This window comes from Chlamydia felis Fe/C-56, assembly GCF_000009945.1.
GTDB classification, from domain to species: domain Bacteria; phylum Chlamydiota; class Chlamydiia; order Chlamydiales; family Chlamydiaceae; genus Chlamydia; species Chlamydia felis.
Genome location: NC_007899.1, coordinates 909,209 through 934,875, shown reverse-complemented (window position 1 = coordinate 934,875; position 25,667 = coordinate 909,209). Strand labels below are relative to the sequence as shown.

Here is a 25,667-nt window from a genome sequence, read left to right as displayed (position 1 = left end):
GGCGTTTCCAGGGTGCGGTTAAGATCGTGATTTTTAAAAAAATCACAATTTTCTGAATGGATGATCAGTGAGTTACAACGAAAATTGATGAAAACACGCCTTCCTTCGCCTTTTTTTATTTTGTATCGCCGCCTAACCGTAGCTATTAGTTTTGGGAAAATCCTAGGTTGGGGGTATTTGGGTCGCGTCCTTTCTTGGATATTTGCCCGTACCGCAAGCTTTCGACGAAAGCTACTTTTTTCAGCACCCTACCGTTCCTCTTCTACTGTAATCAGTGTGGGAAATATTGTTCTTGGGGGAGCGGGGAAAACACCCACAGTATTGTGGTTGGCTGAAGCTCTAAAGGCACGAGGATATTCCTGTGCTGTTCTTTCTCGTGGCTATAAGGGAAAATGCAGCCGTCAGGGAAAGCTCACTATAGTGAACCCAGAGACGCATGACGCAGCTTATGTTGGAGATGAACCTTTGCTTATGGCAAAGAAGCTCTCCAAGGGATCTGTTTTTGTGCATAAGGATCGTAGGGTTGCTGCTAAGGAAGCTTCTAGAAATTTTGACATTTTGATTTTGGATGACGGTTTCCAAAATCAAAAACTACACAAAGACATGGAAATTGTCGTAGTTAATGGTCAGGACCCTTTGGGAGGAGAAGCTTTCTTCCCTCGCGGGCGTCTTCGGGATTTTCCTCAGAGATTGGGGGAGGCCGATGCGGTAATAGTTAACGGTTCTTGTAGTGTTGAGAACCAGAAACGTTTAAATACTTGGTGTACATCGCCAAAAATTTTTGTTGAGCCTCGCATTTCTCAAATACTTTGGGCACCGAGTGGGGAGCAACTTTCTCTGGATAGCCTTTCAGGGTTAGCCGCCGGAGTTTTCTGTGGTCTGGGATTTCCACAGGGATTTCTTGATATGTTAAAACGTGCCGGAGTGAAAATATTAGGAACATATTTGTTACCTGATCACGCGGGAATAACGAAAAAAGAGCTGCACTACTTCTGTTCAAAGATAGCTATGCGTCAGGGGCAGGGGATATTGTGCACAGAAAAGGATAGCATGAATCTCGGCAACTTGATTCATGAGCCGGGGATGCTACCGATTGGTATGGTGCAAATGCATTTTGATTTTATAGATCTTGAAGGTTCTACCGCTTCTTTGCTGGATAGAATAGATCAAATACATAATGGTAAGAGGTAACTAATGAAACTATGGATGAAAATCTTTATAGGATTATTTGTTGGGGTTACCCTAGGTTTAATTTTAGGAGATAAAGCAATCTTTTTTAAACCGATAGGAGATATTTTTTTAAACCTATTGAGCATGGTTGTTTACCCCTTGGTATTTTGTTCCATGGTTCTGGGCATCGCTTCTATTAGTGATATGAGAAAATTAGGGCGTATAGGCATGAAAAGTGTTGCCCTATATTTAGGAACGACGTGTGTCGCCATTGTTATTGGCCTATGCTTTGCTCAGTTTTTTAGCCCTGGAGAAGGGTGTGATTTATCACAAAGCGTAGTTGAAACGCATAGCATCGCTCCTGAAAAAAATAGCGGTTATTTCTTGTCTTTGATTTCTCAAATTTTTCCCTCAAACCCCGTGCGTTCATTTGTTGAAGGAAACATTTTACAAATCATAGTTTTTGCTATTTTCTTAGGAATAGCTATGCGTCTTTCTGGAGAACAGGGACGCCCTGTGGCTAAGTTTATTGAAGGCTTTTCTGAGATCATGCTACGCATGATCAATATGATCATGGCTTTTGCTCCCTATGGTGTGGGGGCAAGTATGGCATGGATTTCCGGAAGTCACGGCTTGGTTATTCTTTGGCAATTAGGGAAATTCGTTCTTGCATACTATCTTGCGTGCCTATTTCATGCTGTTATTGTTTTCGGCGGTATTATCCGCGCAGGATGTAAGATGTCCTTCTCGAAATTTCTTTCTGCTATGATGGATGCAATATCTTGTGCGATATCCACCTCAAGCAGTTCAGCAACGTTGCCAGTAACCATGCGTTGTGTGTCTAAAAATCTTGGGGTTTCTTCGGAAGTTTCTGGTTTTGTTTTGCCTTTAGGTGCTACTGTCAATATGAATGGTACGGCGATATTTCAAGGAATGGCGGCTGTGTTTATTGCACAGGCCTATAATTGTTCTTTGTCTTTCAGTAGTTTGTTGTTAATCGTTGTGGCAGCAACTTTTTCTGCAGTAGGAAGCGCCGGAGTTCCTGGCGGGGGAATGATCACCCTAGGATCTGTTCTAGCCTCTGTTGGTTTGCCGATTCAAGGAATTGCTGTGTTGGCGGGAATCGATAGGTTACGAGACATTATTGGAACCCCTATGAATATCCTTGGAGATGCTGTAGTCGCTGTTTATGTAGCTACTGGAGAGGGTGAGATATCCACACCAGAAGAGACCATAGTAGCTTTAAAAGATGAGAGTGTTGAAACAGGATAAGGGAGATTAACGCATGTTTGAATTTCGATTTCCGAAAATAGGAGAGACAGCTTCAGGAGGATTTGTAGTTCGTTGGCTCAAGCAGGTAGATGAGTATGTTGCAAAAGACGAACCAATAATTGAAGTGTCTACGGATAAAATTGCTACCGAGTTAGCATCTCCTAAAGCTGGGAAATTAATGCGTTGTCTTGTAAATGAAGGTGATGAGGTTGCCTCAGGAGAGGTTTTAGCCATAATTGATACCGGATCAGGAGCTCAGGAAGAGGTGGTTGCACAGGAATCCTCTTCCGAATCTTCTTGTTCTCACGACTCTGGAAATCATTCAACGTGGTTTTCTCCAGCGGTTCTTAGCTTGGCACATCGAGAGGGTGTCAGTATTCAGCAGCTACAACAAATTTCTGGAACAGGAAGTGAAGGGCGTGTAACCCGTAAAGACTTAGAAAATTACATTTCTGAATTACGTCAGCCCGCGTGTCCAAATATTTCGAATGCTAATGAAAATCGCATTCCTATGTCTCCACTGCGTAGAGCGATAGCCTCTTCCTTGTCTAAATCTTCAGATGAGGTTCCTCACGCTTCTCTTATTGTGGATATTGATGTCACAGATTTAATGAATTTAATTTCCGAAGAGAAGGATAGATTTTTTGCAACACACGGTGTGAAACTGACAATAACGAGTTTCATTATCCAATGTTTGGCGAAAGCCTTGGAACAGTTCCCGTTATTAAATGGATCTTTAGACGGGGATACTATCGTTGTGAAGAAATCCATCAATGTGGGGGTTGCTGTTAATTTGAATAAAGAGGGCGTTGTTGTTCCTGTTATTCGTAATTGTCAGGATCGCGGTTTGGTCAGCATTGCAAAAAGTCTTGCAGATTTATCTGTAAGAGCGAGAGCAAATAAGCTGGACCCCTCAGAAACTCAAGATGGTAGTGTCACAGTTACCAATTTCGGTATGACTGGAGCTTTAATAGGCATGCCAATAATTCGTTATCCTGAAGTGGCTATTTTAGGAATAGGAACAATACAAAAACGTGTTATTGTTCGTGATGACGACTCTTTGGTTATCCGAAAAATGGTCTACGTCACCCTAACGTTTGACCATAGAGTTCTTGACGGCATTTACGGTAGTGAATTTTTAACCTCATTGAAAAATCGATTAGAGTCTGTTACGATGAGCTAACATACTACGATTTTTTCCAAGGATTAGAAGGGATGAGCTCTCCCGCAACAGCTGTTGATTTATGCCAAGATATTGTCGCTAAGCAAAAGGAATCTTTAGAACGCTTTTTTGAAACTTTTCGATGCGAGGGTACTTGGCTATTAGCTGAGAAAATATTGCATCACCAGGGTTCTGTATTTTTTTCCGGCGTGGGCAAAAGCGGTTGTATCGCAAGGAAAGTAGTCGCTACTTTACAATCCTTTGGTGAGCGTGCTCTTTTTCTTCCTTCTGGAGATCTCCTCCATGGGGATCTCGGTCTTGTTCAGCACGGAGATATTGTTTGTCTTTTCTCTAAAAGTGGGGAAACTCGCGAGATTTTAGAATGGATTCCCTATCTAAAAGAACGTGGAGTGTTTATTGTTGGGATTACCTCTGCGGCTTATTCTAGTTTAGCAATTCTTTGTGATCATGTGGTGATTTTACCTATGATTGAAGAGCTCGATCCTTTTAATCTTGTCCCTACAACATCAACAACATGCCAGTTGCTTTTCGGAGATCTTCTTTCCATTACATTATTACGTAGTCGAGGAATATCCCTAGCGGATTATGGAAAGAATCATCCTGGAGGACAAATAGGGTTAAAGGTTATTGGGAAAATTCGAGACTATATGTTCCCCAAAACAGAAGTCCCTTTCTGTTCTCCAGAAAATACGATAGCAGATTCTCTAGATGTTTTTTCTTCTTATGGCTGCGGATGTGTTTGCGTAGTGAATGAGAAATTCGAAATTCTTGGGGTATTCACAGATGGAGATTTGCGTAGGGCGTTATCTCGTCATGGAGGGGAGATCCTTTCTCAGCAGCTTAAAAATGTAATGACGCCAAATCCTAGAGTAATTCGAGAGGATGCTGATGTGATTCTCGGCTTGCAAATGATGGAAACAGGAAGTCCTATTACTATTTTACCTGTTGTAGATGCTAAGGATCAAAGGTATGTTGTGGGATTGCTTCAGATGCATACCCTGGCAAAAGCAGGGCTTATCTAAAAGTAAAAAATATCGGAAGAGAGAGTAAGCCGGATTCTGTCTACAAGATGGCAAAGACCATCTTGAGGGCAACCATTCATCTAGGGGATATATTACTATATCCCTCAAGCGATTGTGAAAAAGTTTATGAGGAACAGAGCTCCTCATTATGCAGAAACAAAAACTTTTTCTCTTGCTTCAGATAGGGTTTGCACGTCTATTAAGTCACCTTAATAGCTCCTACTCTTAAAGTAGGAATTTTCAGCCTGTCTATATTATAGCGGAGTGTTTTCTGTTGCACTTTCCGTAGCCTTACGGCCCCTGGAGTTTCTCCAGTATCTCTTCTTATGAAGTCCAGACTTTCCTCTTACCATATCTACTAGAGATACAGGAAGCGGTTGCCTTTCTCTTCCGACAAAACTTATTATACAGCAGAGCGTCTTCGACGACGTTTTGCAGCAGAACTGTCTGATGCAAGAGCGTCGGGTTCTCGCCAATACAAAATTCTCGAACAATGCTCGCAGAAAATCAGGCGGTCTTTCTTACGGACAAGATTTTCATGCTGGGGGGTTAAAACTATATGGCAGCCACTACAAACACGGTTCTCTATAGGCACAACAACACGATCTTTTTTGTTGTTTAATAGACGTTCATAAATAAGAAACATTTCCGGATCTGTGGTCTCTTTGAGTTCGCTACGTTGTTGTAGTAGGGCCCTGCCTTCTTCATTAATCTTCTTAATGCTTTCGCAGATTTCTTTTTCAATAGCGAAACTACTATTTTCTGTAGACGTGAGGCTTTCTTTTAAAGAAACAATCAGATCTTCACTTCCCGCCTGCTTGTCCATGAGATCACTCAGTTGGTGTTCTAACGCGCGGCGCTCTTTATTCGCAGCTGTCATTTCTTGGGTGAGAGCGTTAAACTCATCCATTTTTTTCACAGCCGCTTGTTGACCTTCTAATTTGTTAATTTGATCAGAAATCTCTTGAATCCGATTCTCGCCTTCTTTAATCTGATTCTTTAGGTTTTCCATCTCCAACTCTTTCTCCTGAACTTTGCGACGAATGTCAGATTTAAGAGATTGGACCTTAGCGAGCTCTTTCTGATGCTCTTTCTTGACGCGCATCAAGCGAATCATTTTAATATCGAGCTCTTGAATGGCTAAAATGCTCTGGAGGGCTTCATGCATGAAAACTATTCCTTGCTTGGCTTAGTGGTTCCTAAATACGGATGCGAAATCATGAAATTTAGGAATGAATACATCTGAAGAAGAAAGCAAGTTTACTGCTTTTTTAGCAAGAAGTAAAGAACGTTTTTTTCAACAAAAGAAATTCCTAAAAGACAACGACTTAAGAAAAGCAAAAAGTTTAATCACCCTAACTCGTGAGCGAATTAATTTTTGCCAAATTCAACTCGAGAACGAGTTTAAAAGATAATTAGAATTTGCTCCCCAATGTGACCGCAAGGCAGCCCGCCAAACCTAAAGAAACTTCTTAAGCTTTCCCTCAATGTTCTTTCCTAAATACGCAATTCATAGGATTGCTTTTCTCCTATAAACCTAAAAATAGGGTAATGGCGTGAGGAAAAAAATAAAAGGTTCTTTTTAGAGAATTTTTTATTTGAAAACGCGAGGAGGGCATTTTTATCAAATGCTCTCCTTGAGTACGCAATTAGGGTTGAGAAGCAAACGGATCTTGTAGGAGGACAAGGAGTTTTAAAGAGTTGGGGTTGGAAAGCGCTATATTATTCACAGCTTCAATTAAAGCTTTTTTACATAGATGGTTGCATCCCAAAAGCCATTCGTAATTATGATTTTGTTTAGGGCGCTTGTCTTTTAAATGTAGTTCGCAGACAGAAGAGAATAGGGGAACAGAGACTACAGAGCAGCCTTTTTCAATGGCTTCCTTTAAACAGTTCTCATAGGTAAAAAGCGCACGGTTATAGTAATTATTCATGACCTGTTCATTCTCTCCGGAGAACTCTTCGAGTTTAAGTCCGCGTGCGTGTCCTATGAATGCGGGGTAGGTTTCTTTTTCAGAAAGCGGTATAGAGGTTTTATTTTTTATATCTAACTTTGTGGAACGGACTTCTGTTGGGGCAAACGGCTGTCTAATGGATGTTTGTCCTTGATATTGAGAGGCCGACCATAGATGGTGCTGATTATGCTTTGTAAGAGTAGAGAAAAAGGCGTGAGCTTGATTCGTATTTAGTGAAATCGAAGTCTGTGGGCTAGGAAGTAGAATGTTGAACGCGATTCCTTTTTGGCCTGTCACCGTTCTTGCTGTGTTTGATCTGGGAAGAGCAAGGAATTTTAAAGAAAATCCAGAGAGAGAGTCTTCTTGTATGCCTAGTTTAACTTGGGGATTTTTCTTATTTTGATAGAAGGAGAAAGTAGCTCCGGGAGTAACGACGAAATTTGCGTTTATGAATTGAGGAGGCAGCTCTCTGAAGTTAATGTCCAAGGCTTGAGACCAGTTTCCGTCAGCTTTTTGTGTTAGGTGTTTGTGAACAAGAACCGCTATTCCAGCAAATAGTACGGAGGCTACAGCTAGAGCAGCGAGCGCTGGGGATCCCAATACAATAGCTAGGGTAATACCGGCTACAGCAGTTCCCACGGCTAATGCGCCGAGAATAGATAAAGAAGTAATCTTCAATACCTTGTTCGTTCTTTGAGTGGAGATCTCTCTTGGTGAGAGTGCGGGTGTAAAGTCTGGAACATTTTGTCTTCCGACTTGGTTTTGGGAACTACCTGAGTTAATACTTGGCATATAAAAAGTATAATAACGTTTAGTTTTATTAATTAATTTTATAAAAACCAAACTGTTTTAACCAAAGGTTTTATTCTTTACGATTCCTTTATCTTAGAAAAAATAATACTATGGATTTCGTCCTCAGAAGGATAAACATCGAAAGCTCTGTATAAATTCCGGAGTCTTTCAGAGGCTAGATACCTAAGGGATAGGTACACAGGGATTAGGGTAAGAAAGAATACAAAGAACACGGGGTGTAAACAACAGCCCGAGGCGATGATTCCTGTGAAAAGAGCCGCTAGTATTAAAGTTTGAATTACGCAGTGTACAATAAAGTGAATAAGCCTCTTTCTAGTCTCACTCCCTTTAGGGAAAAGATTTAGAGGTTCTTTATATTCTTGATTTTGTGCGATTGTTGCCGAAACTGACATACAGAGTACTGTCGAATAAAAGCTTAAGAGCAGAAGAATTTTAATCGTAAAAACTGTTTTTGTCATCAGCTTTTCCGGAAGTTCTTCTTATGGAAGCAGATCTCCAGAATGATTATAAATTTTTTGAAATTCTTTAAGGGTGATGGGGCCTTGGCAGAAATGTTGTCTGTCCGGGAGTACAGGGAAGAGTTTTGCGTAAGCTCTGACTCCTGAAGGGCTGGTTAAAATTACTCGAGTACAGTGATCGAATATTTGCGGACTTAACCGGCGCTCTCGAATACTGTAGTGTGGATAAGCAAAAAAATATCGGTTTTCTTGTGTTAAAAAATTTTTAATTATGGGGCGCGATAAAGCGGAATGCGGATAAAGGATGCGCGCTTCTTTGGGTAGAGAGGAAATCATGGGGAGAACACCCTCTCCTGTTTCAGTAGCGGCTAGAGAGTAGGGGGCTTTAGGCAGGCAACGTGCGAGACGATGAGCTGTGATTTTCCCTAAACATAGATAGTGTTTGTTTCTCAAAGTTTTTCTAGAGAATTTTTTCTTCATTCTGGAGAAGAACAGGGAGGTTGAAGAGGGGCTAGTAAGTAAAATATGCGAAGTCTTCTCTAAGTAGAGATAAGCATGGCGTAGTTGGGGGGAACTTCTTGCAAAGGGAACAATTTCAAGAATCGGAGCAAAAAGAGCGCGGTATTTCCTAGCCGTTTGTTGATTTAATCCTAGATATACAGTCATTGAATCATCTTAGTCTAGAATGAATCCAAAGAGCCTAATGTAAAGAGTGGAAGATTGTTTCGCACCTAGAAAATAGTGAGTTTCCCTGTATGTGTCTTAGTAAAAATCCGGAGATAGCATCATGCGTCTACTTATTTTTAGTGGTGTTCGGGTCGCATGATGAGCCGATTGACATTTTTCGATGCGAAAGCTAGGATGTCTCTCTAGATCTTAGCTTTTTCTCTGAGGGAAAAATACCCTAGTTCTTAGTCTTGCTTGGGTTAGGTGCGAAGAGCTTCGCTGTATATTATAGTTTTTCATTTGTAGATAGTTGTTAATAGAGGTTCGGCAATGGCGTCATTGTTGCATAAATTTTTAGAAAATGCTTCGGGGAAGAAGGGGCAGGATTTAGCTTCTACCGCATATTTAGCTGCATTAGATCATCTTTTGCATTCCTTTCCTTCTATCGGGAAGAGCGTCATTGATGAGCTAAAAAGTCAGCGTTCACGTTTAAAGATGATAGCTTCTGAAAATTATTCCTCTATTTCTGTTCAGCTTGCCATGGGGAATTTGCTTACGGATAAATATTGCGAAGGCAGTCCTTTTAAGCGGTTTTATTCTTGCTGTGAGAATGTGGACGCTATCGAATGGGAATGTGCAGAAACCGCTAAAGAACTCTTTGGTGCAGAGAGTGCTTTTGTACAACCACATTCAGGTGCGGATGCTAATTTATTGGCAATCATGGCAATTATCACTCAGAAAATCCAAGGCCCCGCAGTTAAACGTTTGGGATATAAAACGATTAATGATCTTACGGATAAGGAATATGCAGAATTAAAAGCGGAGATAGGCTCTCATGTGTGTCTAGGGCCTTCGTTGAATTCTGGGGGGCATTTAACACACGGAAATGTACGCTTAAACGTCATGTCTAAATTAATGCGCTGTTTGCCTTATGAAGTGAGTAAAAAGACAGAGCTTTTTGATTATGCTGAGATAGCTCGTTTAGTACGAACACATAAGCCTACAGTATTAATTGCTGGATATTCTTCTTATTCTCGAAGATTAAATTTTTCCATCCTAAAACAAATTGCTGATGATTGTGGCGCGGTTTTGTGGGTGGATATGGCGCATTTTGCAGGCCTTGTTGCTGGTGGCGTATTTGTAGAAGAAGAAAACCCGATTCCTTTTGCCGATATTGTGACTACGACAACTCATAAAACACTGCGAGGACCTCGTGGAGGTTTAATGTTATCTACTAAAGAATATGAAGGTATGATTAATAGAGCTTGTCCTTTAATGATGGGAGGACCTCTACCTCATGTTATTGCAGCAAAAGCTATAGCGTTGAAAGAAGCCTTAACTGTGGATTTCAAAAAGTATGCTCATCAGGTTGTAGATAATGCTAGGACGTTAGCAGAACATTTTCAGAAGCACGGTTTACGCCTGCTGACTGGTGGAACGGATAACCACATGTTGATTATTGATTTGACATCCTTAGGCATTCCTGGAAATGTGGCTGAAGATATCTTAAGTTCTGTAGGTATTGCTGTGAATCGCAATACTATACCATCTGATTCTGAGGGCGTGTGGAGAACCTCAGGAATACGTTTGGGGACACCTGCTTTAACGTCTTTGGGTATGGGCAGCGATGAAATGGAAGAAGTTGCGAATATTATTGTGAAAGTATTGCGAAATATTACTTTGAGACGTAATGCTGATGATAATTTTAGTAAAAGTGAAGGAGAGCTTCCGGAAAACATTGCTCAAGAAGCAAAGGCTCGAGTCGCAGATTTATTGGCGCGGTTCCCGCTTTATCCTGAAATCGATCTGGAAACTTTAGTTTAGTTAGGAGATGTATTGTTCTATGCCTGATGGGGAAGTAGAGAATAAGTTACAAGATGTTATAGATAGAAAAATTCTAGATACCCGTCGGGTATTTTTTTCTGAGCCTGTAACAGATAAGAGCGCAGCGGATGCTATTAAGAAGCTTTGGTATTTAGAACTTACCAATCCAGGTCAGCCTATAGTATTCGTGATTAATAGTCCCGGAGGATCTGTAGATGCAGGCTTTGCAGTCTGGGATCAAATAAAAATGATGACGTCTCCGGTGACTACTGTAGTTACAGGATTAGCAGCTTCCATGGGATCAGTATTAAGCTTGTGTGCAGCTCCTGGGCGTCGTTTTGCAACTCCCCATTCGCGTATTATGATTCACCAGCCATCTATAGGCGGTCCCATCACAGGACAAGCTACAGATTTAGACATTCACGCTCGTGAAATCTTAAAAACAAAAAAACGCATAGTTGATGTTTATGTAGAAGCCACAGGACAACCTAGAGAAGTTATTGAAAAAGCTATCGATCGAGATATGTGGATGACTGCAGATGAAGCTAAAGACTTTGGTTTGCTCGATGGCATCCTTTTCTCGTTCAACGATCTGTAAGCGTTATTTCTTTTCGGGAGCAGGGAATCGCTTTATTCTTAGCGAGGCCTGCCCCGATATTACAATGATCCCTAATCTGTGTAGGGAACATCAGGTAGACGGATTTCTTCATGTCCTTCCCTCATCCATAGCTGATGCCAAGCTGATTATCTTTAATGACGACGGCTCCCGACCAAATATGTGTGGGAATGGTCTTCGTTGTGTGATAGCTTATTTATCTTCGGTATTAGAAAAAGAGGAAATTTCTGTAGAAACTGATTCGGGGGTATATTCTGGGAAGTTTTATTCCTGGGATCGTGTTGTTGTAGATATGACTCTTCCTAATTGGAAGTACCGTTCTCATCAACTTACGCATACTCTTTCTGATCTTCCTAAAGAAGTGTTCAGCATTGATACAGGAGTCCCTCATGTGATTGTTTTTGTGGAGGATTTATCCTCTGTACCTGTGAATCTGTGGGGAAGTTTTCTACGTTATCATGAGGATTTTGCGCCTCAAGGAACGAATGTGAATTTTGTTCAGGCTCAGGACTTCAGAGAAATTCACATGCGCACTTACGAACGTGGATTAGAAAGAGAGTCGTTAGCTTGTGGTACCGGAGCTACAGCAGCAGCTCTTGTTTTAGCTAAACGTTATGGTTTATCCAATACCAAAATACATATTTGGACATGGAATCGTATTTTGATTAAAATCTCTTTAGATAGTGATCGCGTGTATCTTGAGGGACCAGTAGCTCAAGATATCCTTGATGAAAGTTTTTAATTTTTTCTATTGAATCCGAATGGGCTTGGAATCAAAAATAGTTGAATAAAGAAATATCTATCCGGAATACTATGTTGTGAATTTATTCCTTAAGGATAGATCTCTTGCCCTCTAACTCTGATTCTTTTATAATCTTGATTTATGACTACGTATCCTGTACCACAGAATCCTCTTTTATTACGCGCTCTGCGCCTTATGGATGCTTTCTCTAAGTCTGATGACGAGAGAGATTTTTATTTAGACCGTGTTGAAGGATTTATCCTCTATATTGATTTAGATAAGGATCAAGAAGACTTAGATAAGATTTATGAAGAATTAGAGGTGAATGCAGAACGCTATTGTCTAATTCCTAAGTTAACGTTCTATGAAGTTAAAAAAATCATGGAAACGTTTATCAATGAAAAAATTTATGACATTGACACCAAGGAAAAGTTTCTTGAGATTCTACAGTCTAAAAATGCTCGGGAGCAATTTTTAGAATTTATCTATGATCATGAATCTGAATTAGAAAAGTGGCAGCAGTTTTACGTAGAGCGTTCTCGTATACGTATTATTGAGTGGTTGCGTAATAATAAATTTCATTTTGTTTTCGAAGAAGACTTAGATTTTTCAAAGCACATTTTAGAGCAGTTTAAGATTCATCTTTTTGATACTAAGGTGTCGAAAGAGCTTGCGCAAGCACGTCAGCTGTTAGTGAATAAAGCTAAGATTTATTATTCTAACGAAGCATTGAATCCTCGTCCTAAGCGAGGACGTCCTCCGAAACAGTCGGCAAAAGTAGAATCTGAAACTACGATATCTAGTGATATTTATACTAAGGTACCCGCTGTAGCGCGACGTTTCCTGTTCCTCCCAGAAATTACTTCGGCATCTTCGATTACATTTTCTGAGAAATTTGACACTGAAGAAGAATTCTTAGCTAATCTTCGTGGAGCTGGCCGTGTGGAAGACCAGTTAAACCTCGCGAATCTTTCAGAAAGATTTGCTTCATTGAAAGAGCTTTCAGCGAAATTGGGTTATGATTCTATAGCCACGGGAGATTTCTTTGGGGATGATGACGATAGCGAGGATGAAAAGCCTGCGCCTAAGAGTAAGGCTCCTGCTAAACGCGGTCGCAAAAAGTCTTCATAAGGTTTAGATTTTCTTCAGTATCCAGATTGTAGCTGATCCAAAGGCTAATTTCCTTTTTTTGCTTACTTGGAACTTCGCGTTTTGGAATAGTTGTTCTAGATAGTCATCGCTCGGGAGTTTCTTAATGCTCTCGGCTAGATATGTATAGGCTTGCTTATTTTTAGAACATAGTCTCCCCAGCCAAGGCACTAAGAAGTTTAGATATAGTCGATGGGCGAGATAGAGGGGATGCTTGCGAGAGGGTGAGGTGAGTTCTAAGATGCCTAAGCATCCGTTGTGTTGTAAAATACGATGGATTTCCTCAAGAGCTTGCTTAGGATTGGAGAGATTTCTTAATCCATAGGACATTGAAGCTAGAGTTTGCGATTCTTCATCTATGGGCAGCTGAACAATATCCCCCTCTATAAAAGTAAAAGGTGCATCAGGATAGCGCTGTTGAGCCGCAAGCAGCATTTTTTCAGAGAAGTCTACCAGAGTAGCCTTTGATCCAGGATAATCACGGATATACCTATAGGCAACTTTCCCTGTTCCTGAACAAAGATCTAGAAGATGCTCGGACTTTCCTAACATTCTTGCAAACGTACGATTCCATAAATGATGCATGCCTAGAGATAGGATAGAGTTTATCCTATCGTATTTAGGAGCTAAGGAATCAAACATCTCCTGAAGATTAGGCTCGTTGATAGATGGTGGCATAATATTCTCGGAATTTCTCAAGTCCTGCATAGTCTTCTTCTCTTAGACGATAACGGCATAGAGAGTAGTACTCCTGAATAAGATCTTGGGGAAGCTGAGAGCGTTCCTTAGCCCTTTCTATACAAGCTTCAGGATGAGTTTCGAAATAGTGTAGCGAACTCTCTAATGCGGATTGTACAACATCACTTCCCTGAGGATTATTAGAAAGAACAACAGCGAAAACAAAAGGAAGTTGGGTAAGTTCATACCACCCTTGGGCAAGATCATATGTGGCAAATCCAGGAATATGAGGATGATGTAAAGCTTTATCCCCTATTAAGAGTAGCCCATCGTAATTTCCTGCTTTCTCTATAACTTCATCAGCAGGAAGTTGGATAATTTCTGGGATAGAGGTGTTCCACAAATGACGACAAAGAATGTCCAAGAGCATTACCGAGGAGCGGCTTTCTTTTGTTGCCGCAATGCGAAGTTTCTCAGAAGTGAAGAATGTCGATGCAGCGTAAAGATTTACGCTGAGAATTTTTTTATAAGCTGCTATGCCAAATCCTGGAATTTTCCCAAAAGGATGAGTTAATAGCCCCGCGGCAGAGGTGAGAGCAAATTGTAAACTTCCATCGAGAAGCTTGCCAAGTAAATTTGCTGGAGGGGCTGTATGAAGAAGAATGTCCTCTCTTTTTGCAAGCTCCAAAGAAAAAGGAAAAGCATTGATATAGCTTACGCATCCCAAAGTTATACGTCTTTCGAGTTTGTCAGACATGGTATGCGCCCTTGTTTTTTAATGAGGCTTGCCATTCCCTCAATATCCATTTTTATACTTTGATTTGAAGAGGCCATTTGAAACACCTTTTCTCCGATATGTGTGGAGGAAAGATCATTCGCTCCGCAAGATAGCAAGTGTAGAGCTTGCTCGATTCCTAAATAATTCCACAAGGCTTTTATGTTTCTAAAATTATCTAAGAATAGCCTTGCCACAGCAATGATAGATGCCGGTGGGATATTATGAAATCTTCCGATTTTGCGAAGTCTTTTCCCTAGGGGATTATTTTCTGTTGCGAACTTCAACAACACAAAGTTCTTAAATCCTAATGTATCGTCTTGGAGATTTCTTAACTTTTCCATATGTGTGACGAGATCTTCAGGCTTCTCCCTATGATAGCACAACATCGTGCTATTGCTTGGTATTCCAAGATTATGCGCTGTTCTATGAATATCTAAGAAAGCTTGAGAGGATAATCGTCCCGGAGCCAGTACTTGGCGTATTTCATCTACAAGGATATCAAAACCTCCTCCAGGGATGGAATCTAATCCTGAGTTTTTTAAGATTTTCAATACCTCTACAACAGGAATGTTGTGAAGTTGCGCTAGGTAAGCATACTCAATACCGGTGAGTGCTTTAATATGGATATGAGGGAAATTGGTCTTAATCTTTCTGAATAGCTCAGTATAGTAGTCTAAATTGCACTCTGGAAAGCATCCTGAAACGATATGTGCTTCTGTAACGGGAACGTCTAACTCATGAATCTTTTGGATAAGTTGGTCAGGAGTATAAAACCATCCTTTAGCATCTCCCGGTTTCGCATAAAAAGCACAGAAGGTACAGTTGAAGTCACAAAAGTTCGTGGGATATAAATAAAAGGTGGAAGAGTAGTAGACAACATCTCCAACATACTTTTTACGTACTTGGTCTGCAAAGTCCCATAAGGCACGCTGATCGTCTTCATTTTCTAAGAGAAGTAGACGCAAGGCTTCGTCTGTAGAAAGACGAGCTCCTTCCGTATACGTATCAAATAACTGTTTCATCCAAGAGTTTTTAAGAAGAATGCGAGGAAGGGGTGTCGTTGTCATGGGATGATGCTTTGGTTGTAGAATCAGATCGAGTTTGTTTATCGCACGCTTTTTTATGGCAACAGTTCGATTTTCCACATCCTTTAGATAAAGGCCTGCCTAGAAGATAAGAGCCTATGAGTAAAATAACTATGCCCACTCCCAGTAGTGCTGTGGCACAGCAAATAAGAAGAAAAAGAGTCATCATAAGAAGACCTGCCTTCAATAAAAATCAGTAGGATTAATGAAGATCTACCCAAATAGGAGAACTCCATGCCATAGATTGGTCTACCTGCGTGACTCTTAAATAGTAGAATGCGAAAGGAATTTTCCCTTTAGGATCTTTAAGAGTTACTCGAGATAGAGGTTCCATATCATCGTATTCATAATCCAGATTATTGCTTTCGGGATGGAATGTTTTTATGACTTCCCCGTTACGGATAATCTCAACAGTTTTAAGTTGAGACGTTCCTGCAACATATCCTGAAATATGACGATTTACAGCAAGGCCAGGTTTTGTAGTTGTGGATAACTCAGAACCCATGGGAGCTGAAGTAATGTTAAAGCTAACGATAATTCTTGGGCCTGTAGTTGCATAGCAATGACGCTGATGCAAAGCTTCTACAAGGGATTCTCGATCGTATTTATTACATACGATGGCCGTAAGACCTGGAGTGTATTGCTGTTGGTTGTCGTCGAAGAATTTGCTATAAATACCACGATCATCTAAACCACCAGCAACAAAACCAAAGCGTAAATTGCGTTTTAACGCTTCTATTAATGTTCCTGATGCCATTTCAGAATCCTCTCCTTTAATGGGGAAAGGATTTCCTTCTTTTTCTGTTCTTTCCGAGCATCCCCAAGCGTTATAGATCTCAACAACACGTTCAAATTCTGGCTGGAAGTTGTTAAAATTAAACCCATAGCGTTTGGATGCTGTGAAGCTCGGGATCGAAATAATTTCGTGAGAAGACATGCTCTTGTAGAGCTTTGATAAGGAGGCGATTTTACAGTCTTTATGCTTAGAACAAGATTTATTTTCTTTGACATAGAGAATTTGTCTGAGGCCTTCTTCTCCGGGTTCGCCGAAATATTGCACTCCTGATAAGGCTACGAAACGGTCTTCTTCATTGAAATCCCCAATAGTTTGGTTGATCATTTTCCAAAGATCGGGGGTTAAGCCTTCTTGGTTTTCAAAAGATGACGATGCGTAAAAGTTTAACGCGCGATCATCTCTGAAATAACGTAAACATGCTTCTATGTTTTCTTCAGAGTCTACGCGTTCCGATTCCCCGTGAAGCAGACCCCACATAAGATTGGGCGCTGTTTCGGAGAAACATTTTATGGGAGCAGAGACGAAGAGTTCTCCTGTGAGGAGATTTTTTAATTGGATTCTATAGATTCCAGATTCATTGAAGTAGAGGTTCGGTAGGATAACGAATCCTGTTTCAGGAATAAATAATTGCCAATTTAGATTTTCTCTTAAGTGCTCGTAAGAAAGTTCGATACGTGTGTTCTCTGGAGAGAAGTTTGTCAGGTTATTGAACTCATCTTCGAAGCGTACGGTAATATCAAAACGTTTGTTTTTAACAACGTAGGAAGGGGTGAAGATTTGAATGTTTTTAAGAACATTACCACGAATATCCATGGTAAAGATATCGGGTTCTTCGTAGTTGCCTTTGCCATCCGTATCTACGTAGAGATAAAAGGGTTTTCGGCGTTGAGTGAATAGTTGAGCACCGTTTCCAGCTTCGTCTGTTTGTGGATATTCTGGAGAAGGACCAAGGACAATAGTCAGTGTTTCTCCAGCTTCTAACTCGTAAGGAAGAGTAAATTCGTACTGTGGAACAGGACTATTAGGAATGGGGATGGTTACTGCAGTGAGAATATCCCCGTTGGGGGTTTCCAAATAGATAGTATTACGAGGTTGTTTCAGATCAACGGAAGGAATTTCCCAATCTATAGGTCTGCCTTGACATCCTAGGTCAAATTTAAGTTTTGTTCCTTCGGGGAGATAGTCAACTAGGGAGTAAAGAAACTTCCATGTAGATATTTGCCCAGCTCTAGCTACGGAAGGATTAACATAACAAACAGATCTGCGCATAGTAACATAGCGGGTTGAAATCAACTGAAGGCAGAATCATACATGAGAAAAAGGTTTTTCTCAATCATCGTCTTTGCTTAGTGCTTGCAATGCTTCCTGTACACTATTGAACATTTTAAAATAGGAGAGGAATCCAGTGACATATAGAGTTTGTTCTATGGTTTTAGGAACGCTGGTAAGAACGATTTTCCCAGAACGTTTTCCTACTTGATGGTAGCTTTGTAAGAGCACACGAATACCTGCGCTGGACATGTAATCTAGATTTGCGCAGTCGAGAACAATATTATTAATTCCTGCGGATAGGGATTGTGAGATGGTTTCTTGTACTTCCGGAGAAGAGATCCCGTCAAGTTTTCCTTGGAGATGTAAGACAGCAGTGGTTCCGTGCTCTTCTTTGTGGATGTTATTCATTATCGATGATGCTCCCAAACCTATAGTGATTTCTCAAGACCTAACTCTCGTAAATCTTTAGGTTTTTTGCAAAGAGATTTTTCTATTCTTTTGTTTCTCTGTATATTGGAAGAAGTTACGAAGGGGAGAACTTCTTTTTTCTTGGGGTGATTTTGAGTTTCCCAACGCTACGTTCTGAGCAGGTGATAATTTCTATATCAAAGTTTTCGTGATGAATTTTCATCCCTTTTTGTGGGACGGCGCCAACCTTATGAAAAACATGGCCTCCTAGGGTATCGTAACTATTTTCGTGATGAATTTTTAAATTAAAATATTCTTCGGCATCGGAGATATTCATACGACCGTCAACAATCCACGAATTTCCGACTTTTTTATAGGGAATATCCTCTTGGACGTCATACTCATCGGCGATTTCTCCGAAAATTTCTTCGATAATATCTTCCATACTGATGATCCCTTCGGTAACACCATATTCATTGACTACAATCGCTAGGTGGCGATGTTTTTGACGAAACTCCTGAAGTAATGACGAGACTTTTTTAATTTCAGGGGCGTATATGGGGGATTTGGCTACTGAAGATACTGGTTGAGAGGAATTAGCTGACTGGGGGTTAGCTAGTAAATCTTTGACTAGGAGTATACCAGTGATGTTGTCGATATTTTTCTTGTATAGAGGAATTCGGCTATAGCCTTCTTCTATGATAGCTGGAAAAGCATTGCGAATAGGGGTATCTTCTTGTATTGCAAAGATATCTACCTTAGGGATCATAATTTCCCTCACGATCAATTTATCAAAAGACGATATTGCTTCTGTCATTTGATTTTCCATTTCTGAGCTTGAGGGTTTGGGATCCTTTTCTTCGTTATGAATAGAGCGTTGAAGAGGAAGGAAAAATGCTTGAAGTAAAGAAGAAATACAACACAGTGCTGAGACAATCCCTTTATGGAGTTTTATGCTGTAGGGAAGGAACCCGTAGGCTAAAGGAGCAGCAAGCACATAAGCGGCCCAGAAGCATTGAGTTAAGCCTTTAGTTGTAAATTTGTATTGAGAATAGATAGAAACGCCTATGATTCCATATAAGCAGAGCAAGACAGAGGCAAGAAGAGCCGGTGTATTGGACTGACTAGGATGGCGGTGGAGTGTATCATCCTCTTGTGTTTTGACTGATTTTTGTGTTAGGGCTGTGGAAAATAGGAGAACAAGGAGAGAAATTGCCAATAGGAAATCAAGCATTTTAATCTGATAGAAGCGCATGTTTTTCTCTTAACATACATAGCGCTTGATTTTCTTTAACTCTCATTTTTTTTCTTTCCTCAGGAGTTTGGTCATCGTATCCCAGCATGTGCAGGAGGGAATGGACAACATAGCGAGAAATTTCTTCATATAGAAGATCAGAATCTTGGGAACGATCTTTTAAAAATCGTATAGCAGCTTTGGGACTAATAAAAGCTTCACCTAGAACGTGGGGGTGGGAGGAAATCCCTGGAGAGTCTATAGGTAACGTGATGGTATCTGTTAATGAAGGATCTGAGAATACTTCGTCATGAATCTGAGCTAAAGCTTTATCATCTAGGAAATAAATGTAAACTTGATCCGTAGTAATTTTCCAATACTGCAAACAACAAAGAACTAATTTTTTTGCTGATTGCACTCGAATTGGAACATCTTTTTGTTTGTTAGAAACACAAACTTTTATGGGAACTTTCTTCAAGATAAATCAGCAAAAAAAATTTATTTCATTACAGGAGTCTTAGGAAGACCGGTAGCTTTTTTTGCTGTGGCATCATTCCAACGGCCTAACTTACGCAAAACTTCTATGCGCTCGAAACGCTTAAGAACGTTTCTTTTGGTTTCTCCTTTAATGGATTTGCCGTAACTGCGATGTCGTGACATAACTGGTTCTCTAGTAATTAACTAATTTGTGGAATAAAGATACTTTCGCTGCTTACAGCGTTTTTATGTGCTTTATAAGCGATTCTTGGAGCTGGTTTTGGATGAACGATAGCATAAACAGGTTTACGCTTTTTGGGACTCATAGCTCTTCGACGAGCTTGTTTGCTCATGCGTGTCATAAGGTAACTCGATATTTAACTTTTTAATTCTCCAAAACGATCGAGAGAATGATCGGGGACTTATAATTAAGGAAAAGGATAATCGAAGGGGCGTTTTTTTTCAATAGGGTGACCCATTTATCCCTAGGGATTTTGACTTAGAGCTTCGGTAATTGGGGAGCATGGGGTATTGGATCCTGAAGTGAGCACTCCACAGGAAATAATATATTTGAATGCATCTTCGATTTTCATGTCTAGGAAGGTAATATCAGATTTTTTAAAAAGAGTAAGAAATCCGGAGGTGGGGTTGGGTGTTGTGGGAATAAAAACGGTGATCATAGGATTTTCGGGATCGTCAGAGCAAATATTTGGAGCATCTCCGGCAACTAACCCGATGCAGCGTGTTTGTGTATTAGGAAAGGGAACCATGACCACTTGTTTAAACGATCCGGATTGGGATCCAAAGATTGTTGTCATCACCTGTTGAGCAGCTTTATACACAGTTTTTATAATAGGGATCCTATGAAGAATTTTATCATAAATGGATAGCAAGGATTTAAAGATCATTAAACGGGCTAGAAATCCTAGGAGGACTGTAGCGAAGAAAAGTCCGAAGAGTAAAATAATCTGTAAAACGAATTTTAACAGGGCTTTGTGTTTGGAATAAAAGCTAATACGTTCGAAAAATCCTGAAACCAGACCAACGAAGGGCTGCGTGAGGAAGTTCATTATCATTCCAACAACAGCAAGGGTAATTGCTAGGGGGAGGAGAATAACCAGGCCTGTAATAAAGTGTTTCTTCATAAATCACTATTGGTTGTGTTAGAGGATTTCTAGTCACCATTGAGTCTATCATAAGAGCAGAGTTTAAGATATGACTCCATAGATTTTTTTCCCAATTTCTTGGCTAGGGTTTTTATACTCTTTATTTTTAATTTTTTTAACAACTTGCCATGCTTTTCTATATTTTTTTTGATTTCTTGATGTTTAGCAAGAATCTCCAGGGAAGGTCCCGATATTCTTCCGCGTAATCAATACCTATGCGTGGGGTTTGCGTAATTGTACCTGAAATTTTCTTCTGGCTTATATGGATCTGGGGGGAAGTAAGAGATTGAGTATTGTGTTCAAGGGTTAGATTGAGAGCTTGGCAGACTTTTCCGGGGCCATTGGTTAGGAGATGCTTGGGTTTATTTTGCCATTGACGTCTTTGGATCATGATATCCTCACCTTTTTGGGGGGCAATAGCGCGAATGAGCACAGCATGAGGAAGATTTTGACTTCCGGTTACCACATTGAATAGGGCATGCATACCGTAGCATTGGTAGATATAGGCAATACCCCCACGGCTATACATGGGGAGATTTCTTTGTGTTTTTCTATAATTGTATGCATGACAGGCTTTATCATCAGGCCCACGATAAGCTTCTGTTTCTATAATGATTCCCGAGGTTGTTTTTCCTTCTATTTGAGTGACGAGACTATGTCCCAGTAATTCTTTGGCTAGATAGAGAACATCATCGTTTAGAAAGAAGCTTTCAGGAAGCATTATTCTGTTTTCCTTTTTCTTCGAGTTTTAGGTGTTTGTTCCTTTGTGGGTTGTTTTTTGGGTGTCCTTATTTTTTTTGTTACCAAGGACCAGGTAATTGCCTGATTGAGGAGATTGACTTCGGAGAGTTTGACTTCTATCGTTGCTCCTGGGCGGAGTTTGCTTGGGAGATCGTCAGGAGAAGTTTTCTTTGTCAGAGCGTATTCTTTAGGCAGTTGAGCTGTAGGAATGCATCCTTCTTGGCAAAACTCAGGAACAGTAAACGAAATTCCTTCGGGAGTTGTAGTGATAATGTAGGCTTTATAAATTGTTTCTGGCTGTTCTTGTAAGAATTTATTTAAGAACCGTGTTTTTTTCAGATTTTCAAAAGCAAATTCGGCTTTTGCGGCTATACGCTCTTGGGAAGAGCAGGCTCTTACAATGTGTTCTAAGCGTGTTTCTTCTATGGACATAGGGTGGAAAAGCAGTCTGTGAACAACAAGATCGATATACCGGCGAATAGGGCTTGTAAAATGAGTATAGAAGTCGAGTTTCAGTCCGTAATGGCCTTTGTTTTCTGTGGAGTACGAGGCGGTTTTCATGCTTCGGACAAATTGTGAATGTAGAATTGGCTCTAAAGGGTGTCCTGAAGAGCTTTCTTGAAGCAAGTATTGATAATCGGGTTCTTGAGTTGGGGTCATGATTATATCAAACCCCATAGCTTTGGCCATTTCTTGGAAGGAGAGTAAACTTTCATCATTTGGAGATTCATGAATCCTGAATGGCAGTGAGAACCCTTGATGGGAAATATGGTAGGCAATGACTTCGTTAGCTTTGAGCATAAACTCTTCGATAAGTTTATGCGACAAGGTTTGTCGGGTTTCTATAAGAGCGGTGGGTTCTTGTAGATTGTCTAGTGCCATGGTAAATGAGGGAAGAATCAGGCGTATGCAGCCGCGCTTTTCTCTGATATCTGCGAATTTTTCGCTTAGCTCTGCCATGGCAAGGAGAGTTTTTGAAATGGGATGGGGTTGTTTATTTTCTACAATTTCATCCACTTCGTCGTAGGTCATGCGGTATTTACTACGAATCACACTGCGGAATATTTCGTAATTGGATAGATGACCTGATTTTGTAAATGTCATGAACACGGAAACGGCAAGTCGATCTACATTAGGTTTTAAGCTACAGAGATTGTCAGAAAGTGCTGGAGGTAACATAGGGATCACTTTCCCAGGAAAGTAAATTGAGTTACATCTTTTACTTGCTTCTTGATCTAGAGCAGAATGAGGGGTTACGTAGTGGGAAACGTCTGCAATATGGACGCCAAGAATGTAGTTGTCATTATGGTCATAGGTTAATGACACAGCATCATCGAAATCTTTTGCTGTTATGGAGTCAATCGTGAAGCAGAGGAGGTCACGGAGGTCCTTGCGTGATCTTAGTGCTTGGGCGATATGCTTTTGGGAGAAGTGGTTGGTTTCTTCGATAACAGCATCTGGGAAGTCTTCTTCGATTGCAAATTCCGCTTTTATACAGGGGAAATCAGACTTGGCATTGGAGATATTCCCAATAAATTCAAGCATTTGTAGAGGTGGAGGTTCTTTAGATTCTGGCTTTTCTTTCCATTCGGGCGTGCTGAGAAGTAAACGATCTCCAATTTTATAAGAGCGTTTAGGGATAAGTTTAGCTTTTACAGGGACATCTGGGCCTAAAACATTCACACAAACAAGAGCAGTAGTTTCGTCAATAATTGAGGTTATAGTTCCTACAAGAACAGTTTTTCCTCTTGATACAACTTGATGAATAACTCCTTTTCTTTTTTCTCCTTCTTTAGAATGGGGGAAAAGGGAGACGATAACATGATCTCCATCTAAAGCACCTTTAAGGTCTCTCGCAGGAATGAAAATGTCAAAAGGGTATTCCTCTGGATGGTCAGGAGTAACAAATCCAAAACCTTTTTTTGCGTGCACAAATAGGATTCCGGAGAGTAGGATTTGCTTAGTGCTTCGTTTAAAGACTTTAGGTCTTCTTTTTTTTATTTTTCTCACCAACTTTGCTCCATGTCTGGACTTATGATTTTCATAGGTTTACCTAGCCTTTGTTGGGTGTTTTTAATGCAAAGATATTTTTCTGGATAGAGTTAAAAAGAAAATTCCCTATCTCTCTGAAGAGAAATAGGGAATAAAGGATAAGATTTTTAGGATATTAATCGTTAGGTTTATCTACGATTTCAACATCCGCTTCTTCAATATTTTCGTTATTTGAGCTTGCAGAAGTTGAGTTCCCCGCAGGTGGTTTAGTACTGAAGCTATGTTTTTTCAAATCTTCAGTATTAATATTGGGTCCACCCTGAGCATTAGCCGCAGAAGATGGGGCCGCAGATGCAGATTGTGACTGCATAGCTTCTCCGATCTTTTGCATATGACGGCTGAGCTCTTCGGAAGCTTCTTTGATTTTCTCTGTAGAAGCATCTTCTTTAAGAGCGGATCGTACTTTTTCTACACGCTCTTCGATTTCTTTTACTAAAGATTCGGGGATGTTCGCCTTATAATCATTGATGGCTTTTTCAGCTCTGAAGATCATGCTGTCAGCTTCGTTTCTTACGTCAGAGGCTTCTCGGCGTTTTTTATCTTCTTCTTTGTTTTGCTCAGCATCCCGGATCATTCTTTGGATTTCATCTTCTTTTAATCCTGAGCTTGCTTCGATACGAATTTTTTGCTCGCGACCGCTAGCAGCATCTTTTGCGGATACATGAAGAATTCCGTTAGCATCGATATCGAAAGTCACTTCAATTTGAGGATGTCCTCGTGGTGCTGGGGGAATGTCTGTAAGATCAAATCTTCCGATTTCTTTGTTATCTTTTGCCATGGGGCGTTCCCCTTGTAAGACAACAATAGTTACCGCAGGTTGGTTATCTGCAGCTGTGGAGAAAATCTGCTTTTTCTGTGTAGGGATAGTTGTATTTCTCTCTACGAGAGGGGTCATAACGCCTCCGAGAGTTTCAATACCTAGGGAAAGAGGAATAACGTCGAGAAGTAAGACGTCTTTAACTTCACCACCTAGGACCCCACCTTGAATTGCGGCTCCAATAGCAACAACTTCATCAGGGTTTACGCCCTTATTTGGTTCTTTGCCGAAAATGTCTTTTACGATTTCTTGAACAGCAGGCATTCTTGACATACCACCAACGAGCAATACATCATCGATATCGCTTGCAGAGAGTTTGGCATCTGCTAAAGCTTTTATACATGGAGCTTTTGTTCGCTCAATTAAGTTAGAAGCCAGCTTTTCAAAATGAGCTCGTGTTAATGTGAGTGTGAGGTGTTTAGGGCCATTAGCATCCATGGTGATAAATGGCTGGTTAATCTCAGTAGAAGACATGCCAGAAAGTTCAATTTTTGCTTTTTCTGCAGCATCTTTAAGTCTTTGAAGAGCCATGTTATCTTTACCGAGATCGATGCCTTCTTGTTTTTGGAATTCTTCGATCATCCATTTGATGATAACTTCATCGAAATCGTCTCCTCCTAGGTGAGTATCTCCATTTGTAGAGAGTACTTCGAATACACCATCGCCGATTTCTAAAATAGAGATATCGAAAGTTCCTCCGCCAAGGTCAAAAACGGCGATTTTTTTATCACCAGCTTTATCAATTCCGTAAGCAAGGGCTGCTGCTGTTGGCTCAGGAATAATACGTTTGACATCAAGACCTGCAATACGTCCGGCATCTTTTGTAGAGGCTCTTTGAGAATCATTGAAGTACGCAGGAACGGTAATTACGGCTTCTGTAATAGTTTCTCCAAGATAAGCTTCAGCAGTCTCTTTCATTTTCATAAGAATGTGAGCACCGATTTCTTCTGGAGTATATTGTTTTCCTTCAACTTGGAAAACTGCATCGCCGTTAGATCCTGAAGTTACCTTATAAGGTACTGTTTTAATTTCAGATTCTACTTCAGAATATTTTCTTCCGATGAAACGTTTTGTGGAAGCTAGAGTTTTTTCAGGATTAGTGACCGCTTGTCTTTTTGCGGGAATCCCGACTAAAGTTTCGCTTCCTTTGAATGCTACGATAGAAGGGGTTGTGCGTGTTCCTTCTGAAGAGGTAATGACTTTAGCTTGCCCGCCTTCCATCACAGATACGCAGGAGTTTGTTGTTCCTAAGTCTATACCTATAATTTTACTAGATTTTTTGTGTTCGCTCAT

The 25,667-nt window shown here is 40.4% G+C and carries 25 protein-coding genes and 1 other RNA gene; 8 read left to right on the top strand and 18 right to left on the bottom strand.

Features of this window, described 5'->3' with window-relative positions; translation table 11 throughout:
• Nucleotides 1-87: 87 nt before the first annotated feature.
• Genes lpxK through CF_RS03940 form a run of 4 tightly spaced genes read left to right on the top strand, consistent with a single transcriptional unit; the run spans nucleotide 88 to nucleotide 4,647 of the window.
• On the top strand, nucleotides 88-1,191 hold the full coding sequence (gene lpxK, locus CF_RS03955; protein WP_041468013.1) for a tetraacyldisaccharide 4'-kinase: 1,104 nt from the start codon (nucleotides 88-90) through the stop codon (nucleotides 1,189-1,191).
• A 3-nt stretch (nucleotides 1,192-1,194) separates the two neighbouring features.
• Nucleotides 1,195-2,442, top strand: coding sequence for a dicarboxylate/amino acid:cation symporter (locus CF_RS03950; RefSeq protein ID WP_011458340.1), 1,248 nt, complete (start codon nucleotides 1,195-1,197; stop codon nucleotides 2,440-2,442).
• Nucleotides 2,443-2,455: 13 nt separating this feature from the next.
• Nucleotides 2,456-3,625, top strand: coding sequence for a dihydrolipoamide acetyltransferase family protein (locus CF_RS03945; RefSeq protein WP_011458339.1), 1,170 nt, complete (start codon nucleotides 2,456-2,458; stop codon nucleotides 3,623-3,625).
• Nucleotides 3,626-3,657: 32 nt separating this feature from the next.
• Nucleotides 3,658-4,647: a KpsF/GutQ family sugar-phosphate isomerase gene (locus CF_RS03940; protein WP_011458338.1), complete on the top strand. Its 990-nt coding sequence runs from the start codon at nucleotides 3,658-3,660 to the stop codon at nucleotides 4,645-4,647.
• A 9-nt stretch (nucleotides 4,648-4,656) separates the two neighbouring features.
• Here the strand turns inward: CF_RS03940 and rnpB are convergent.
• The 4 genes from rnpB to CF_RS03915 form a co-directional block, all read right to left on the bottom strand.
• Nucleotides 4,657-5,040: RNase P RNA component class A (rnpB, locus tag CF_RS05145), an RNA gene on the bottom strand.
• 10 nt (nucleotides 5,041-5,050) lie between these two features.
• A complete protein-coding gene (gene cdsZ / locus CF_RS03935; RefSeq protein ID WP_011458337.1) occupies nucleotides 5,051-5,815 on the bottom strand; it encodes a zinc ribbon domain regulatory protein CdsZ in 765 nt (254 codons plus the stop codon).
• Between the two features lie 481 nt (nucleotides 5,816-6,296).
• On the bottom strand, nucleotides 6,297-7,394 hold the full coding sequence (locus CF_RS03925) for a membrane protein (protein ID WP_011458335.1): 1,098 nt from the start codon (nucleotides 7,392-7,394) through the stop codon (nucleotides 6,297-6,299).
• A 500-nt stretch (nucleotides 7,395-7,894) separates the two neighbouring features.
• Entirely contained in the window at nucleotides 7,895-8,539 is a 645-nt protein-coding gene (locus CF_RS03915) for a uroporphyrinogen-III synthase (protein WP_011458333.1), read from the bottom strand.
• Nucleotides 8,540-8,869: 330 nt separating this feature from the next.
• Between CF_RS03915 and CF_RS03910 the strand changes: the two genes are divergently transcribed.
• The 4 genes from CF_RS03910 to CF_RS03895 all read left to right on the top strand — a co-directional run bounded on the left by CF_RS03910 (nucleotide 8,870) and on the right by CF_RS03895 (nucleotide 12,852).
• Entirely contained in the window at nucleotides 8,870-10,363 is a 1,494-nt protein-coding gene (locus tag CF_RS03910; protein ID WP_011458332.1) for a glycine hydroxymethyltransferase, read from the top strand.
• Between the two features lie 19 nt (nucleotides 10,364-10,382).
• A complete protein-coding gene (locus CF_RS03905; RefSeq protein WP_041468010.1) occupies nucleotides 10,383-10,961 on the top strand; it encodes an ATP-dependent Clp protease proteolytic subunit in 579 nt (192 codons plus the stop codon).
• Nucleotides 10,930-11,721: a bifunctional diaminopimelate epimerase/glutamate racemase gene (dapF, locus tag CF_RS03900; RefSeq protein WP_041468008.1), complete on the top strand. Its 792-nt coding sequence runs from the start codon at nucleotides 10,930-10,932 to the stop codon at nucleotides 11,719-11,721. The genes CF_RS03905 and dapF overlap by 32 nt, the downstream gene beginning before the upstream one ends.
• A 141-nt stretch (nucleotides 11,722-11,862) precedes the next feature.
• Complete coding sequence (locus CF_RS03895) at nucleotides 11,863-12,852, top strand: UPF0158 family protein (RefSeq protein WP_011458329.1); 990 nt, start codon at nucleotides 11,863-11,865, stop codon at nucleotides 12,850-12,852.
• A 3-nt stretch (nucleotides 12,853-12,855) separates the two neighbouring features.
• Here the strand turns inward: CF_RS03895 and ubiE are convergent, their stop codons facing one another.
• From ubiE to dnaK, 14 genes are all read right to left on the bottom strand, one after another.
• The gene (gene ubiE, locus CF_RS03890) at nucleotides 12,856-13,548 is read right to left on the bottom strand and encodes a bifunctional demethylmenaquinone methyltransferase/2-methoxy-6-polyprenyl-1,4-benzoquinol methylase UbiE (RefSeq protein ID WP_011458328.1); all 693 of its coding nucleotides are present in this window, start codon (nucleotides 13,546-13,548) and stop codon (nucleotides 12,856-12,858) included.
• The gene (locus tag CF_RS03885) at nucleotides 13,523-14,305 is read right to left on the bottom strand and encodes a menaquinone biosynthesis protein (RefSeq protein WP_011458327.1); all 783 of its coding nucleotides are present in this window, start codon (nucleotides 14,303-14,305) and stop codon (nucleotides 13,523-13,525) included. The genes ubiE and CF_RS03885 overlap by 26 nt, the downstream gene beginning before the upstream one ends.
• Nucleotides 14,278-15,393 carry a CofH family radical SAM protein gene (locus CF_RS03880; RefSeq protein ID WP_011458326.1) on the bottom strand — a complete coding sequence of 372 codons (1,116 nt, stop codon included), beginning with the start codon at nucleotides 15,391-15,393 and terminating at the stop codon, nucleotides 14,278-14,280. The genes CF_RS03885 and CF_RS03880 overlap by 28 nt, the downstream gene beginning before the upstream one ends.
• Entirely contained in the window at nucleotides 15,359-15,580 is a 222-nt protein-coding gene (locus tag CF_RS05215) for a hypothetical protein (RefSeq protein WP_011458325.1), read from the bottom strand. The genes CF_RS03880 and CF_RS05215 overlap by 35 nt, the downstream gene beginning before the upstream one ends.
• Before the next feature lie 33 nt (nucleotides 15,581-15,613).
• Entirely contained in the window at nucleotides 15,614-17,476 is a 1,863-nt protein-coding gene (locus CF_RS03875) for a DUF3604 domain-containing protein (protein WP_011458324.1), read from the bottom strand.
• 60 nt (nucleotides 17,477-17,536) lie between these two features.
• Complete coding sequence (locus CF_RS03870) at nucleotides 17,537-17,887, bottom strand: anti-sigma factor antagonist (RefSeq protein ID WP_011458323.1); 351 nt, start codon at nucleotides 17,885-17,887, stop codon at nucleotides 17,537-17,539.
• 115 nt (nucleotides 17,888-18,002) lie between these two features.
• Nucleotides 18,003-19,121 (bottom strand): hemolysin family protein, encoded by a 1,119-nt coding sequence (locus CF_RS03865; protein WP_041468105.1) that lies wholly within the window; start codon nucleotides 19,119-19,121, stop codon nucleotides 18,003-18,005.
• Nucleotide 19,122: 1 nt separating this feature from the next.
• Nucleotides 19,123-19,599 (bottom strand): rRNA maturation RNase YbeY, encoded by a 477-nt coding sequence (gene ybeY / locus CF_RS03860; RefSeq protein ID WP_011458321.1) that lies wholly within the window; start codon nucleotides 19,597-19,599, stop codon nucleotides 19,123-19,125.
• 20 nt (nucleotides 19,600-19,619) lie between these two features.
• A complete protein-coding gene (locus CF_RS05210; protein WP_011458320.1) occupies nucleotides 19,620-19,781 on the bottom strand; it encodes a small basic protein in 162 nt (53 codons plus the stop codon).
• 17 nt (nucleotides 19,782-19,798) lie between these two features.
• A complete protein-coding gene (locus tag CF_RS05250; protein ID WP_011458319.1) occupies nucleotides 19,799-19,960 on the bottom strand; it encodes a hypothetical protein in 162 nt (53 codons plus the stop codon).
• A 123-nt stretch (nucleotides 19,961-20,083) separates the two neighbouring features.
• A complete protein-coding gene (locus CF_RS03855; protein WP_011458318.1) occupies nucleotides 20,084-20,743 on the bottom strand; it encodes a DUF502 domain-containing protein in 660 nt (219 codons plus the stop codon).
• Between the two features lie 157 nt (nucleotides 20,744-20,900).
• Nucleotides 20,901-21,485 (bottom strand): DNA-3-methyladenine glycosylase, encoded by a 585-nt coding sequence (locus CF_RS03850; RefSeq protein ID WP_011458317.1) that lies wholly within the window; start codon nucleotides 21,483-21,485, stop codon nucleotides 20,901-20,903.
• A complete protein-coding gene (locus CF_RS03845) occupies nucleotides 21,485-23,518 on the bottom strand; it encodes a ribonuclease R family protein (RefSeq protein ID WP_148174339.1) in 2,034 nt (677 codons plus the stop codon). Before CF_RS03845 ends, CF_RS03850 begins: the two co-directional genes overlap by 1 nt.
• A 154-nt stretch (nucleotides 23,519-23,672) precedes the next feature.
• Nucleotides 23,673-25,667, bottom strand: coding sequence for a molecular chaperone DnaK (gene dnaK, locus CF_RS03840; RefSeq protein ID WP_011458315.1), 1,995 nt, complete (start codon nucleotides 25,665-25,667; stop codon nucleotides 23,673-23,675).